Below are 14,571 nucleotides of genomic sequence, written 5' to 3' on the forward strand. Positions count from 1 at the left end.
GCTGCGGGCTGGAGCCCGTCGGGGCCGGGGCGACGCCGTAGGTGCAGGACGCACCCCGTCCCGGACGGGCTCCACGGGGGAGGCGGGGCCACCTTAGCCGAAATCCCAGGAGTGTGGCGCTCTCGTTGTGGTCGCCATGGGCATCGGCGAGCGTACCCAGGCGGCGTGCGTGTGACAGGTGTGACCGGGGCGGAGCCATGTCGCCTCGACGTGCTGCGCAATTGAGCGGGCTTCCTCCGCCGAGCAGAGCTCGTGTATCGTCTCCCCTCGTGTCGAACGACAGTTTCTCTTCTGCTTCTTCGGGGGGCTCGGAGCGAGAGGGGGTCCGTGGCCCCTACGGTTTTCTCGTGCGCGTCGACGGCGCGCCGCCGCTCTGGTGCCGGGAGGTGCGGGGCTTCCACCGCGCCGCCGTCGCCGCGGCCGATCCTGACGCGCTGCCTCCCGCGCAGCTCGTGCTCGTCGGCCTCGACGAGGCGGCGCGGGCGTGGCTCGCGTCGTGGGCCGAGGACAGCGAGCGCGTGCGCCGCACGCTGACGATCCGGAGGCTGCTCGACGACCGGGAAGCGACCGCGGTCGTGACGCTTGCGTCCTACGGCTATGGAGTCAACACCGCGCTCGCCGTGGAGTCGGTCGTGGTGCCTGGGGGCGACGGTCCGGCGGCCATCCTGCGCAGCGGCGTCCACACGAAGGAAGAGATCGACGCGATGCTCGCGGTCCTCGCCACGGCGCTGCCGGAGGGCGAGGAGGCGAGCTGGTTCGCGCACGTCTGACGGGCGCGCGGCCCCACTCGCGCTGCGGCGCGGGCGGCGGAGGTCACGGCGCGCGGGCCCGCCGTCCAACGTCCTTGCCGGCGTCCTCGCCGTTGTTCCACCTTACCTGTTCCGGCAGCTGCGCGCGTGCGTCCGGCACGTCGTCTCGCCGGAGCGCTGCGCCTCGTCCTGCCGAGATGCGCCTTGCACCTCGTCCTGCCTGGCCGCTGCTCCCGGTGACGCCTGCCTGGCCGTGTGCGACGTGCGACGTGCGACGTGCGACGTGCGACGTGCGACGTCGAACGACGCCTGCCCGGCTGCGCTGCGAGACGCGGTGGGAGGGTGGGACCCTGCGGACCGCGGGTAGACATGGATGGAATGGAAGAGAATCGCTTTCGATGTTTCGGTGCGTGAGCCCCTTGCTCGCCTGAACAGCGGTGATAGGCTGGTCCTCGGCCTCGGACGGAGCATCAGCTCCAGGATGGTCCTGCCGTGGAGCACCACGGTGCCGGGGTCGACACCAGATCGGCGGGCTCTCCGCAGATCCGCAATCGAACACCCTTGCCATGCCGGACGATCTCTTTCGATCCGGCGCGGGGTGCCGGCAAGCCGGAGGAGGGATGGACACCATGCACAGTACCAGTGGCTCTTCTATACCGGAGGCTGGGAACGGCTGACCCTCGTGGAGCGTGGACGCAGGGTCATCGGGGCCTTGCAAAACGCTACCGCGCTCGGCCAGGTCCGGCGCTCGATAACCTGTTGACTGCCATCGCGACCTCCGCGAGGCCGGCAGAGAGGGAATCGAGGAAGACTCAGGTCTTCCAGCAACGATTCTCACCGGCGCTCCGGGGCCGAACGCTCGTCGCGATGGGACAGGGGGGGCGCCGCACAGGCGGGATCAAGCGGGGTCCAGAAGGCCTCCGGTAGAGGCCCACGGGACGGGTCGGGTGCGAGCAAAGCACCCGACCCGTTTTTATTTCCATTGCCTGCGAGCGCTTTTTTGTCCTGCGCCGTGCCTGTCTGGTACGCGGGCTCGATGCGGATGCTGCTGCTCGCGCTGCTGCCGGCGTTGCCCTTGCTTCCAGCCTGCGCCGACGCCTTCGGCGATCAGGAAGCGCCGGAGCGGGGGACCGCGCTCGGCGCGTTCCACGTGGTCGGGACGCAGACGGCGAACACGTGCGGGGAGGGGGCGCTCGGCGCGAAGCGCCTGTGGGAGTTCGACGTCGAGCTCGCGCGCGGCGACGGGTCCCTGTACTGGAACAACGGCGCCAGCGTGATCCCAGGCGTCATCGACGACGACGACGTGAGCTTCTCGATCGACGGGCGCGTGGTGGTGGACATGCGCGCCGGCGACGCGCCGCCGGGGCCGCCGTGCTCCGTCGAGCGCCGCGACCGAGCGCTCGGGCAGCTCGGCGGCAGAGGGGATGACGTCGCCGGGTTCAAGGCGACGATGTCCTTCGAATTCGTGCCCACGGCGGGGTCGCGGTGCGAGGACCTCGTCGCCGGAGAGCTCAGCGTGGCGCCGGTGCTCGCGGCGCTGCCGTGCGGCATGGCCTACGATCTCAAGGCCAAGCGGAGCGCGCTCCCGCCCGAGTGAGCTTCGGGTGGGCGTGGACCTCCGGGCGCGCGCCGGGGTAGGGTGCCACGATCGTGAAGCACGTCATCCATTCTCTGGGCGGGCGCGGCGGGCGGCGCTCCGTCCTCGTCCACGGCGGCGCGGGCGACGTCGCTCCTGAGCGGCGGCCGCTGCACGCGGCGGGGTGCCTCCGCGCGGCGCGCGAGGGAGCGCGCGTGCTCTCCGAGGGAGGGAGCGCGCTCGACGCCGTCGAGCGCGCGGTGCGCGTCCTCGAGGACGATCCGCTCTTCAACGCGGGCACGGGCGCGTGCCTCAACGAGGAGGGCCACATCGAGCTCGACGCGTCGATCATGGAGGGCCGCGGGCTCAGGGCCGGCGCTGTCTGCGCGCTCTCGGATTTCGCCGAGCCGATCGCGATCGCGCGCGCGGCGCTGGAGGACGGCCGGCACGTGCTGTACGCCGCGCACGGCGCCGCGCGGTTCGCGCGGATGAAGGGGTTCTCGCCGGTGGGCGAGGCCGCGCTCATCACGGAGGCGGCCCGGGAGGCGCTCGCGGCGGCCCAGCAGGGCATCCGCGCGACCTCCTGGGCGGGCAACACGGTCGGCGCGGTGGCGCTCGACGAGGGCGGGCTCACGGCCGCGGCGACGAGCACGGGCGGCACGGTCAACAAGCGGGTCGGGCGGGTGGGGGACTCGCCCCTCATCGGGGCTGGGACGTACGCCGACGACGAGGCCGGGGCCGTGTCGACGACCGGCCACGGCGAGGGGATGATCCGGCTCGTGGTGGCGCACTCGGCCGTGGAGCGGATGCGCGCGGGCATCGACGCTGTCGACGCGGCGAGCGGGATCATCGCGCACCTGGCGGAGCGCCTCGACATCACCGGGGGCGTCATCGCGCTCGATCGGACCGGGCGGTTCGGGCTGGCGCGCTCGACCGCGACCATGTCGTGGGCAGCTGTCGGCGATTGGGGCGAAGAGAGCGGTGTGTGAATTCTCTTTACAGAGAACACACATGATTCCATAGTCACTGTTCATCGCATGGCGCCCCGGGCGCTCTCGCGTGTGCGGTAGTGAGCATTACCGCCAAACCGCGTTCGTCCTGAGCTGGGGTGTTCGCAAACCAAGCCGCGGCGCTGTTGCGCGCGTTGGATCATGGCGTGTCATGCACGGCGAGGCGGCCCGACCGGCGCCCGATCCACGGGGATCACGCTGGGCTTCGCCAGCAGGAGGTCTATCTTATGAATCGGAATTCGCTGCGGTTTCTCTCGGTGGGTCTGCTCCTGGCGGCCGTCGCGTGCGGGGATGACGACGGTGGCTCCGGCGGTGCAGGGAGCGTGTCCTCCGGCACGGGCGGGGCAGGGACCGGCGGCGCTGCCGATGGCGGCGGCGGGAGTGGGGGTGGCGACGGCGGGGGCGGCGCGTCGACGCCTGGCGGGAGCGGGGCTGTCGATACGGGGGAGTACCGCAACCTCTTCGCCGAGAACGGGCGCACGCAGGACGAGGTGAACGCCAAGATCGCGGCCGCCTGGGACCATCTCTTCAAGGGAGATCCGGCCGAAGAGGCCGTCTATTTCGAGCAGGACGAGAACGACAACGGCCCGCTCGCGCAGATCCGCGACATCGCGAGCGAGGACGTGCGCTCGGAGGGCATGAGCTACGGCATGATGATCGCCGTCCAGACAGACCATCAGGCGGAGTTCAACGCGCTCTGGAACTAGGCGAAGACATACATGTTCCACGCCGACGAGACGCACCCGGCGTACGGGTATTTCTCGTGGTCGATGAATTTCGACGGCACCCCGCTCGACGAGATGCCGGCGCCGGACGGCGAGGAGTACTTCGCGACGGCGCTCTATTTCGCGTCGGGGCGCTGGGGCAACGGCGAGGGCATCTACGATTACCGGGCGGAAGCGGATCGCTTGCTCGACCTGATGAAGAACCGGCCGGACGTCGCGGGGGAGGTGTTCGCGAACGGGGAGACGCGCGCGACGACCGGGTCGACGCTCTTCAACACCGAGAACCACCAGATCCGCTTCACGCCGAACACGGGGAACTTCGAGACCAACGGGGATCACACCGATCCGTCGTATCACCTGCCGGCCTTCTACGAGATCTGGGCCAAGTACGGTCCGGAGGCGGACCGCGCCTTCTGGAGCGAGGCGGCCGAGGTGAGCCGCGGGTACTTCCACCTCGCGGCTCACCCGCAGACGGGGCTCACGCCCGATTACGCGAATTTCGACGGCACGCCCAAGGCGGCGTCCTGGAAGCCCGAGTCCGTGGACTTCCGCTTCGACGCGTGGCGCACCGCGATGAACTGGTCCGTCGACTGGGCGTGGTGGGCGAAGGATGAGCGCCAGCAGGAGCTCAGCGATCGGATCCAGGCGTTCTTCGAGGCGCAAGGCGCGGAGTACGGGAACCAGTTCACCCTCGACGGCGAAGAGCTGAGCGCCGACCACTCCTCGGGCCTCGTCGCCATGAACGCGGTCGCCAGCCTGGCGGCCACCGACCAGCGGTCCGCCGATTTCGTCCAGGCGCTCTGGGACGTCGATCCCCCGAGCGGGCAGTACCGCTACTACGACGGCATGCTGTATTTCATGGCGCTGCTGCACGTGAGCGGCGAGTTCCAGGCATACGCGCCGCAGTGAGGTGCGGCGGCGCGGCGCCGCGCAGATTCGTGTGATCCGGGCTCGGTCGAGCGACGCAGCGACGCGATGAGCCCGTGGCGCACGAAGATGCGCCTCGCTATAGTCCGCCGCCCTCATGATCCCTGCCGGCCCCCTGCCCATCACACCGCTTTCCTCGCCGCCTGATCTGATCTGGCGGGTCCCTGGCTCGAAGAGCATCACGAACCGCGCGCTCGTGCTGGCTGCGCTCGCCGACGGCGAGAGCACGCTGGAGGGGGTGCTCCACAGCGACGACACGCGGCACATGCGGTCCGCCCTGGAGGCGCTGGGGATCGGGATCGAGGACGCCGGGCCGCACACGCTGGTGGTGAAGGGGGGGCGGGGCCGGCTGCGCGCGCCGGGGCGCGAGCTGTTCGTCGGGAACAGCGGCACCACCGTGCGGTTCCTGGCGGCGCTCGCGTGCCTCGTGCCGGGCGAGGTGGTGCTGGTCGGCGACGAGCACATGGCCAAGCGGCCGATCGCCGATCTGGTCGACGGCCTGAGGCAGCTCGGGGCGGACGTGGAGTGCGCGACGGGGTGCCCGCCGCTCCGGATCCGGGGCGGCCGGCTGAAGGGCGGCACGCTGACGATGCGCGGCGATCGCTCCAGCCAGTACTTCTCGGCGGTGATGATGGCCGGCCCCTTCGCCGACGCCGCCATCGACCTGCGCGTGGCCGGCGAGCTGGTCAGTCGCCCCTACGTCGAGATCACGCGGCGCATGGTCGCGGATTTCGGCGGCCGCATCGACGAGGCCGCGGGCGGGTTCACTGTCCATCCCGCCGCGGGGTACCGCCCGCGGGCGTACCGGATCGAGCCCGACGCGTCGTCCGCGAGCTATCCGTTCGCGCTCGCCGCGGCCGCGGGCGGATCCATCACCGTGCCCGGCCTCGCCGACGGGGCGTTGCAGGGGGACTACCGGTTCGTCGAGCTCCTGGAGCAGGCCGGCGCGCGGGTGAGCCGGCAGGCCGACGCCACCACCGTGCGCAGCGACGGGCGCCTGCGCGGCATCGACGTCGACATGCACCACATCTCGGACACGGTGATGACGCTGGCGGCGATCGCGCCGCTCCTCGAGGGGCCGACGACGATCCGGAACGTGGCGAACATCCGGATCAAGGAGACGGACCGCCTCGCCGCTACCGTCGCAGAGCTCCGCCGCCTGGGCCAGGAGGTGACCCACGGCGACGACTGGCTCCGCATCGAGCCTCGGCCGCTGACGCCCGCGCTCGTGCGCAGCTACAGCGACCACCGCATGGCGATGAGCTTCGCGATCCTGGGGCTGTGCCGGCCAGGGATCACCATCGAAGATCCGGCCTGCGTCGCGAAGACGTACCCGACGTTCTGGGAGGACGTCGAGCGGTGCCGCGGCGCGAGCGGCGGGGCCGCGCCCGTCGGGTGACCGCGGGCGGCCATGGCGACTTCTAAGTAGCACGATCCGGCTGCAGCGGAGCCAGCGGGGGAGGTGGAGCAGCGCGGGGCGCCGGCGGGGCTGTCCCACAAACTCGCGCCTTGTGGTGGCTATTGCCCGTTGAACGGGGGGCGAGATCGGGGAGAGATCACTTCGCTGCGGGCCGGCGCTCGGGTTTGTGGGGGCCTGCCCCGCCGGCGCCCCGCGCTGCTCCACCTCCCCCGCTGGCTCTCCACGGTGCTGGCTCTCCACGGTGAAGAGGACGTTTCGCAAGGAGGGCCCCGAGCCGGGCCCTGGTCGGCGTGAGGACGAGGGCCCTCGTCATGTCGATTCAAGGGCGGGGCCGCGCGTTCGCGTCGAGCCAGTCGAGCGCCTCGTCCATCACCCGTTCGGCGTCCGGCAGCGCTCCGTGGTGCGCGCCCGGCATCTCCCGGTAGACCGCCGGTATCTTGGCGGCGAGGAGCCCGCTCGCGCCCTCCTTCATGCGGTACGTGGCGTCGAGCTCGCCGCTGATCATCACCGCTCCCCGGATGCCCCGGAGGCGCGCGGCCGAGGGCGTCGTGGGCGCGCCGAGCAGCACCAGCCGCGAATACCGCTCCGGCCACCGCTCCGCGAGCCGCTCGGCGAGATAGGCACCCTGCGAGTAGCCGATGACCATGAGGTCTTCCGCCTCGCCGCCGCACGCCGCCAGCGCGTTCCGGATGCGGCCGTCCTGCTCGTCGACGTCGGGCGAGTACTTGCTGAACACCCGGTCGGCGCCACAGGGCACGTCGCCCTGGAGCCCGAGCACCCCGCCGTGCTCCCGCGCCGCCCTCGCGAAGGCCTGCACGTAGCCCAGCCCGTGCCCGCACATGCCGTGAAGGAACACCATCCGTGGACACGCGCCGAGCGGCCCGGTGACGACGAACGCCGGTAAGTCGCCTGGCACGGGCACCTCGGTCGCCGTGAGCGGCGGCTCGACGGGCTGCCGCTCGACCCTCGCGGGCTGCACCGGGCGCTCCTCCGCGAGCGCTCGGTCCTCCTTGCTACACCCCGTCGTGAGCATGGCGACGCCGAGGCCGGCCAGAGCGAGAACGGAGAACTTCATACGACCGGCGTGGTGCCAGGACCGGCCGACGGCAAGCGGGGCGCCGCGCGGCGGATGCGCGGGCCAGCTGGATCAGCGGCGCCCCTGGTGGCCGATCAGGAGATGACCCAGGTCGACCGCGATCATGACGACGGTCGCGGCGACGAGCACGGCGAAGAGGAGGCGGAGGATCCGGTTCGGGAGGACGTCGGTGGTGAGCGCGCCTAGCTGGGAGCCGACGGAGGAGCCGACGAGCAGGGCCAGGGCGAGGCGGAGCGAGACGAAGCCGTGGAGCGCTTGCTCGAACGTGCCCACGGCGACGGTCACGAAGAGGAGCAGCACGCCCGTGCCTGCGGCGTTGCGCACCGAGAGCCCGAAGCCGTAGAGCAGGATCGGCATGAAGAGGACGCCGCCGCCGATGCCCATGAGCCCCGAGGCCGCGCCCAGCACGAAGCCGAGGTAAGCCATCATCGGGACCGAGACCCGCTCGAGCCCCACGCCCGGGAGATCGATGAACGGCGGGATCCGGATCCGGGTCACCAGCGGCCCCGGGATGGTCACGTCGCCCCGGGGCGCCTCGCGCCCGCGCGCCCGGAGCGCGTCGCGCGCGACGTAGACGGTCGTGAGCGAGAGCAGCACGATGAAGACCAGATCCAGGACGAGCGTCACCGCCGGGACGGGGCGGCCGAGCACCACCCACCTCCCGCGCTCGGAGAGGTAGGCGAGCAGGCGCGTCCCGGCGTCCACGCCGATCAGGCTGCCGCCGAGCATCACGAGATCGATGCGAGGCTCGCCGCGCCCGAGGTGGCGGTACTTCAGGAAGGACGCGATCGAGGTGCCGCACTTCTGGCAGAGCGCCGAGCCGACCGCGACCGGCGCGGGCACGCCCACGATCGCGATCAGCACCGGCGTGAGCAGGAAGCCTCCGCCCACGCCGAACATCCCCGCGATGTAGCCGATGAAGAGCCCGATCAGCGCCAGCATCACCAGCGAGACGGGGTGTCCCACGCCAGCATGAAGGCTGATCTCGAGCATGCGCCCCGCTCAGATATGGTATTCGGTGGGCGGGAGCGGCGGGTCCGCCTTGCCGGCGCGCGCCCTCCGCCGCGCCACGATGGCCTCGACGCGGTTCGAGACCCAGACGACCATCACCCCCCAGGCGAGGGGCACGAGGACGCAGAGGCTCGCATACACGACGGGGCTCATGGCGGGCAGCTCAGGGTTGGCTTGGGCTCCGGCGCGAGAACGTCAAGGCCGCAGCGAGCGCCACCCCGGCCCGGCGAGCAGCGCGGTTTTGTTCTTTATGGTGGATAGTCCATCCGTTATAACGGATACGTCCGGCTGGCGCGCTCCCACGGATCGTCGCGCTGTGCGAGCGCGGCGCCGAGGCGCGCAGAGAACAGCCTGGCATCGCGGCAGGGGAGTACGTCCCGCGCTGCGAGAGACGATCGATTGCAAGGATGGCAAGGAGCAGACCGATGAGTGATCGCGGCGTGGCGTATTTCGGCGAGCGGTACGGCGGCGAGGGGCCGGCGCCGCGCTTTGCGCAGTGGAACGAGGTGATCGAGGCGCTGCTCGGGCATCGCTCGGTGCGGCGTTACGCGCCGAGGCCGCTCCCGGAGGGCACGCTCGAGCTGCTCGTGGCCGCGGCGCAGTCGGCGCCGAGCTCGTCGAACCTGCAGCTCTGGAGCGTGCTCTCGGTGCAGGACGCCGAGCGGCGGCGGCGCCTTTCGGAGCTCGCCGGCGGCCAGGCGCACGTGCGCGATTGCGGGCTGTTCCTTGTCTGGCTCGCCGATCTGCAGCGGCTCGGCGAGCTCGCGAAGCACCGCGGCGTGGGGCACGAGGGGCTCGACTACCTCGAGATGTTCGTCATGGCGGTGGTCGACGCGGCGCTCGCCGCGCAGAACGCGCTCGTCGCAGCCGAGTCGCTCGGCCTCGGCACCGTCTACATCGGCGCGCTGCGGAACCACCCCGAAGCGGTCGCGGCCGAGCTCGGCCTGCCACCCCAGGTCTTCGCGACGTTCGGCCTGTGCGTGGGCTGGCCCGACGCGGCCACCCCGGCGAGCATCAAGCCGCGGCTCCCGCAAGAGGTCGTCCTGCACCGCGAGCAGTACGGCGCGTTCGAGCGAAGCGTGGGCGCGCTCGATGCTTACGACCAGCTCATGGAGCGCTTCTATACGAAGGAGCGCATGGGCGTGCAGGGGAGCTGGAGCCGCCACTCGGCCGCGCGCGTCGAGTCGGCCCAGGCGCTGCGCGGGCGCGACCGGCTGCGCGCGGCGCTCCTGGCGATGGGCTTCCAGCTGCAATAGCCGGAGCCCAGCGATCGATGCGCGCGCGAGGTGCCGCGGAGGTGCGCCCGGAGCAGCACCTTGGCAGCAGCCCTTGGTGCCTCTCCAGCAATCAGGGAGCCGCCCACCGGATCGGTGCCGGGAAACAGGCGATGGCATGTCGGCTGCAATTGCGCTGGAGAGGGGCGGACAAGGCAGCTGGCCTGAACAAGGGAGCCTTCCCATCATGAGCGAGGAACTGGAGCCTGAGGGCGAGGGCGGACGCGTCCTCGACGGGAGCGACACGCTGGCGCTGGAGGCCGACGTCCTGGTGATTGGCGGCGGGCCCGCCGGGACGTGGGCCGCGCTCGCCGCGGCGGCGAAGGGCGCGCGCGTGGTGCTCGCGGACAAGGGGTATTGCGGCAGCAGCGGCGCCACGGCGCCTTCGGGGGTCGGCGTGTGGTACGTGCCCCCGGTCCCCGAGATGCGCGAGGCGGCCAAGGCGAGCCGAGAGGGGCTTGGCGGCTTCCTCGCGGACCGGGGCTGGATGGACCGCGTGCTCGACAAGACGTGGGCCAGCGTGAACGACCTCGCGACCTGGGGTTATCCATTTCCGGTCGACGACAGCGGGCAGCCCGTCCGCCGCAGCCTGCAAGGCCCCGAGTACATGCGCCTCATGCGCAAGCGGGTGAAGCTCGCTGGCGTCCGCATCCTCGACCACAGCCCCGCGATCGAGCTCCTCGTCGACGCGAACGGCGTTGTCGCCGGGGCGGCCGGCGTCTGCCGGCAGCTCGGGCACAGGTGGGTGGTGAAGGCCGGGGCCGTGGTCATCGCCACCGGCGGCTGCGCCTTCCTGAGCAAGGCGCTCGGCACCAACGTCCTCACCGGCGACGGAGGGCTGATGGCCGCCGAGGCGGGCGCCGAGATGTCAGGGATGGAGTTCTCCAACGCCTACGCGATCGCCCCGGCCTTCGCGTCGGTCACAAAGACCCTCTTCTACAGCTGGGCGACGTTCTATTACGAGGACGGGCGCGTCATCGAGGGGGCCGGCTCGCAGCGCGGCCGGTCCGTGATCGCGGAGACCCTCCTCACGCAGCCGGTCTACGCCCAGCTCGACAAGGCCGACGAGGCGCTCCAGGCGTGGATGCGCACGGCCCAGCCGAATTTCTTCCTTCCCTTCGATCGCGCCGGCATCGACCCCTTCCGGCAACGGTTCCCGGTCACGCTGCGGCTCGAGGGCACCGTGCGCGGCACGGGCGGGATACGCATCACCAGCCACGGCTGCGCCACGTCGGCGCCGGGGCTCTACGCCGCCGGAGACGCCGCGACGCGAGAGCTCATCTGCGGCGGATTCACGGGCGGCGGCAGCCACAACGCCGCGTGGGCCATCTCCTCCGGCCAGTGGGCCGGCGAGGGAGCGGCCCTGTTCGCGCGCAGCGTCGGCCCGCGCGCCGGCCGGCGCGCGGTGGAGGGAGTTGGCCGAGCCGCGCTCCCGGCGGCGGGCGGGACGAGGCCGCTCGACGCGGAGGGGGTGATCCGGTCGGTGCAAGACGAGGTGTTCCCGTACGACAAGAACCTCTTCCGCACCGCGCAGGGGCTCGCGGCCTCGCTCGACAGGCTCGATGGGCTGTGGAGGGACGTGCGGCAGGCCTGGCCCGGGGCGGCGGTGCGCGAGGCCGTGCGGGCGCGGGAGAGCGCCGCGATGGTGGCCACCGCGCGCTGGATGTTCAACGCGGCGCGCGCGCGCACCGAGACGCGCGGCATGCACAAGCACAAGGACCACCCCGGGCTCGATCCGGCGCAGCAGCGGCGGCTGATCACCGGCGGTCTCGACCACGTGTGGGTGCGCCCCGAGTCGCCCGCGCCGGCGTCGATCGGCGCGGCTGCGGCGGAGGTGCAGGCGCCATGATCGAGCTCGTCAGCGATGCCCGGTGCATCGGGTGCGATCTCTGCGTCGAGGTCTGCCCCACCGACGTGTTCGACCGCGTCCCGGGCGGCGCGCCGGTCATCGCCCGGCAGGGCGACTGCCAGACTTGCTTCATGTGCGAGGCCTACTGCCCGGTGGACGCGCTCTACGTGGCCCCGGAGGCGGAGCGGCCAACCGCGGTGGACGAGGGGCAGCTCGAGGCCTCCGGGCTGCTCGGGAGCTACCGGGCCGCGGTGGGGTGGGGCGCCCGGCGCAAGCCGGGCGCCGCCGCCGACCAGACGTTCCGCGTCCTCACGGTCGCTCGTCAGAGCTAGAGTAGAGCGACGGTCACCCGCTTCGGATACGGGCCCACCTCGACGTTTTCGGTGCTCAGCGCACCGGAGTGCGCTTGCGCGCCGAAAACGCCGATCTGGGCCCGTCTCCTGTGCGGGAGACCGCCGCTCAGCTGCCGCTCAGCTGCCGCTCTGCTCTGGATGGTGCAGAGGTGGGCGGAAACCGCCGTAGAAGCGCCGCGAGCGTCTCCGCGCGCCTTCACGGCAGCAGCGCCATCCCCGCCACGACAGTTCTCGCGGCGCGCCGTTCGAGCGCGAGCACCTGCTGCCCTGAAGGGGCTCGGGCCAGTCGAGCCCGTTGTCCTCAGGTGTGTGGCGGAAAATTTCAATGCCCTAGAAATCGTGCGTCCTGTGCAATTCTCGTGACTGACTTCGTCCTGCTCTCACAACCTGGGTGAGAAACGAGGCCACCATTCCGCTCACGGCCGGGAGGCGAGGCGCCGACCGGACGATGAGGGGCCGCGCGAGGTATGCATGAGACGATCTAATTTCTTCGTTTGCTTTTCGCTCGCTGCCGCTCACCTGGCATGCGGATCGAGCGGTGATTCCGGAACCGGCGCGGGCGGCGCCGGCGGGGAGGGCGCCGGGACGGGCGGCGGCGCGACCGGCGCGGCGTCCAGCGGCAGCGGCAGCGGTAGCAGCGGCAGCGGCAGCGGCGCGGGCACCAGCGCTGCGTCCGGCAGCGGCGGCGCCGGGACGAGCGCCGCGACCGGCAGCGGCGGCTCGGGCGGCGGCGCGGGCGGCGGGGCGCCCACGGGGTTCGCGCAGATGGAAGACCTCGACCGCGGTGTCGTGGCCGTGCCCACGGACGGCGGCACGTACGTGGGCTTCCGCCTGTTCGGCTACGACCCCGACGACATCGCGTTCAACGTCTACCGCGACGGCGCCAAGGTCAACGACGCGCCGCTCACGGACTCCACGAACCTCGTGGACCGCGGCGGCTCTCCGAGCTCGGTCTACACCGTGCGCCCCGTCGTCGGCGGCGTCGAGCAAGGCGAGTCGGAGTCCGCGCCCGTGTGGAAGGATGGATACCTGTCCATCCCGACGACGCCGCCGCCCGCAGGGGACGGCTACACGTACTCGAGCGGCGATGGCAGCGTGGGAGACGTGGACGGCGACGGGCGTTACGAGATCATCCTCAAGTGGGATCCGTCGAACCTCCAGGACAACTCGAAGGCCGGCCGCACCGGCAAGACCTACCTCGACGCTTACTCGCTCGACGGCAAGCGGCTCTGGCGCATCGATCTCGGCGTGAACATCCGGGCCGGAGCGCACTACTCGCCGTTCCTCGTGTACGATCTCGACGGCGACGGGAAGGCGGAGGTGGCCGTCAAGACGGCGCCGGGGACGCGCGATGGGAGGGGCGAGTACCTGAGCAAGGGGCCCGCGGCCGGCGATGACGATTCCAAGGATTACCGCAACAACGACGGCTATATCCTCACCGGCCCGGAGTACCTCACCGTGTTCGCCGGCGACACCGGCGCGGAGCTCGCCACGACCGAGTTCAAGGTCGGGCGCGGCGACGTGTGCAGCTGGGGCAACAACGAGTGCTACGGCAACCGCGTCGACCGCTTCGTCGGCACCATCGCGTTCCTCGACGACACAGGGCGCCCGAGCGTCGTGTTCGGGCGAGGCTATTATGCGCGCACGACGCTCTCGGCCTGGAACTACCGCGACGGCGCGCTCTCGAACCTCTGGACGTTCGACTCCAGCTCGAGCCGCGCCAACGAGGCGTTCGGCGGCAAGGGCTGCCACTCCATCAGCGTCGCGAACGTGGACGACGACCCGCAGCAGGAGATCATCAACGGCGGCGCCACGTTCGACAACGACGGCAAGGGCCTCTGCGCGGTGAACTACTATGCTCACGGCGACGCGCTGCACGTCACGGATCACATCCCGTCGCGCCCTGGCCTCGAGGTGTTCCAGCCGTACGAGGGCGGCGAGTCGCCCGCCTACGCCATGCGCGACGCCCGCACGTGCGAGGTCCTCTGGAAGGGGCCAGGCAACGGCGGCGAGGAGGGCCCCGGCCGGGGCGTGGCCGCGGACGTCGACCCGCGCAGCCCCGGCAGCGAGGCGTGGGTCAACAACAGCGATCTGCTGGGCGGCTCGGACGGCGATCGCGTCGGGAGCCGCCCTGCGTCGAGCAACTTCCTCATCTGGTGGGACGCTGATCTGAGCCGGGAGCTCCTCGACGGCAATGGCATCCGCCAGGCCGACGGCCAAGGGGCGAACTTCACGGCCGCCGGGTGTACCTCGAACAACGGCACGAAGAGCACGCCGACGCTCAGCGCCGACCTCCTCGGCGACTGGCGTGAAGAGGTGATCTTCCGCTGCGGCGATTCCATCCGCATCTTCACCACGAACCAGGCCGCGACGAACCGGATCTACACCCTGATGCACGATCCGCAGTACCGCGTGGCCATCTCGTGGCAAAACGGCGCCTACAACCAGCCGCCTCACCCGAGCTTCCATATCGGGGAGGGGATGGCCGCGCCGCCGAAGCCGGATATCCACGTCCGCTGAGACTCCGGCGCTGGCAAGTCGCCTCGCTCGACTCGACATCTGAAGCCGACGGCCTGGCTAC

13 protein-coding genes are annotated in these 14,571 nt (G+C 71.3%); 10 read left to right on the plus strand and 3 right to left on the minus strand.

What is annotated here, in order from left to right:
- Positions 1-347: 347 nt before the first annotated feature.
- The 6 genes from POL72_RS25930 to aroA all read left to right on the plus strand — a co-directional run bounded on the left by POL72_RS25930 (position 348) and on the right by aroA (position 6,386).
- Positions 348-770 carry a hypothetical protein gene (locus POL72_RS25930; RefSeq protein ID WP_044964995.1) on the plus strand — a complete coding sequence of 141 codons (423 nt, stop codon included), beginning with the start codon at positions 348-350 and terminating at the stop codon, positions 768-770.
- Between the two features lie 1,015 nt (positions 771-1,785).
- Complete coding sequence (locus POL72_RS25935; protein ID WP_272098249.1) at positions 1,786-2,346, plus strand: hypothetical protein; 561 nt, start codon at positions 1,786-1,788, stop codon at positions 2,344-2,346.
- A 53-nt stretch (positions 2,347-2,399) separates the two neighbouring features.
- Entirely contained in the window at positions 2,400-3,314 is a 915-nt protein-coding gene (locus POL72_RS25940; RefSeq protein WP_272098250.1) for an isoaspartyl peptidase/L-asparaginase, read from the plus strand.
- Between the two features lie 248 nt (positions 3,315-3,562).
- Entirely contained in the window at positions 3,563-4,042 is a 480-nt protein-coding gene (locus POL72_RS25945; RefSeq protein ID WP_272098251.1) for a hypothetical protein, read from the plus strand.
- A 12-nt stretch (positions 4,043-4,054) separates the two neighbouring features.
- Positions 4,055-4,969 (plus strand): family 8 glycosyl hydrolase, encoded by a 915-nt coding sequence (locus POL72_RS25950; RefSeq protein ID WP_272098252.1) that lies wholly within the window; start codon positions 4,055-4,057, stop codon positions 4,967-4,969.
- A 115-nt stretch (positions 4,970-5,084) separates the two neighbouring features.
- Complete coding sequence (gene aroA / locus POL72_RS25955; RefSeq protein WP_272098253.1) at positions 5,085-6,386, plus strand: 3-phosphoshikimate 1-carboxyvinyltransferase; 1,302 nt, start codon at positions 5,085-5,087, stop codon at positions 6,384-6,386.
- Between the two features lie 340 nt (positions 6,387-6,726).
- Here aroA and POL72_RS25960 read toward each other — a convergent pair whose 3' ends face one another.
- From POL72_RS25960 to POL72_RS25970, 3 genes are all read right to left on the minus strand, one after another.
- Positions 6,727-7,482, minus strand: coding sequence for an alpha/beta hydrolase (locus POL72_RS25960; RefSeq protein WP_272098254.1), 756 nt, complete (start codon positions 7,480-7,482; stop codon positions 6,727-6,729).
- A gap of 72 nt (positions 7,483-7,554) precedes the next feature.
- Entirely contained in the window at positions 7,555-8,496 is a 942-nt protein-coding gene (locus tag POL72_RS25965) for a sulfite exporter TauE/SafE family protein (protein WP_272098255.1), read from the minus strand.
- Positions 8,497-8,505: 9 nt separating this feature from the next.
- On the minus strand, positions 8,506-8,667 hold the full coding sequence (locus tag POL72_RS25970; RefSeq protein ID WP_272098256.1) for a hypothetical protein: 162 nt from the start codon (positions 8,665-8,667) through the stop codon (positions 8,506-8,508).
- Between the two features lie 272 nt (positions 8,668-8,939).
- Between POL72_RS25970 and POL72_RS25975 the strand changes: the two genes are divergently transcribed.
- The 4 genes from POL72_RS25975 to POL72_RS25990 all read left to right on the plus strand — a co-directional run bounded on the left by POL72_RS25975 (position 8,940) and on the right by POL72_RS25990 (position 14,510).
- Positions 8,940-9,770 (plus strand): NADPH-dependent oxidoreductase, encoded by an 831-nt coding sequence (locus POL72_RS25975; RefSeq protein WP_272098257.1) that lies wholly within the window; start codon positions 8,940-8,942, stop codon positions 9,768-9,770.
- A 205-nt stretch (positions 9,771-9,975) separates the two neighbouring features.
- Positions 9,976-11,637 (plus strand): FAD-dependent oxidoreductase, encoded by a 1,662-nt coding sequence (locus POL72_RS25980; RefSeq protein WP_272098258.1) that lies wholly within the window; start codon positions 9,976-9,978, stop codon positions 11,635-11,637.
- Positions 11,634-11,969 carry a 4Fe-4S dicluster domain-containing protein gene (locus tag POL72_RS25985; RefSeq protein WP_272098259.1) on the plus strand — a complete coding sequence of 112 codons (336 nt, stop codon included), beginning with the start codon at positions 11,634-11,636 and terminating at the stop codon, positions 11,967-11,969. The genes POL72_RS25980 and POL72_RS25985 overlap by 4 nt, the downstream gene beginning before the upstream one ends.
- Positions 11,970-12,461: 492 nt before the next feature.
- Positions 12,462-14,510: a rhamnogalacturonan lyase gene (locus POL72_RS25990; RefSeq protein ID WP_272098260.1), complete on the plus strand. Its 2,049-nt coding sequence runs from the start codon at positions 12,462-12,464 to the stop codon at positions 14,508-14,510.
- Positions 14,511-14,571 lie beyond the last annotated feature (61 nt).

This window comes from Sorangium aterium (genome assembly GCF_028368935.1).
GTDB classification, from domain to species: Bacteria; Myxococcota_A; Polyangia; order Polyangiales; family Polyangiaceae; genus Sorangium; species Sorangium atrum.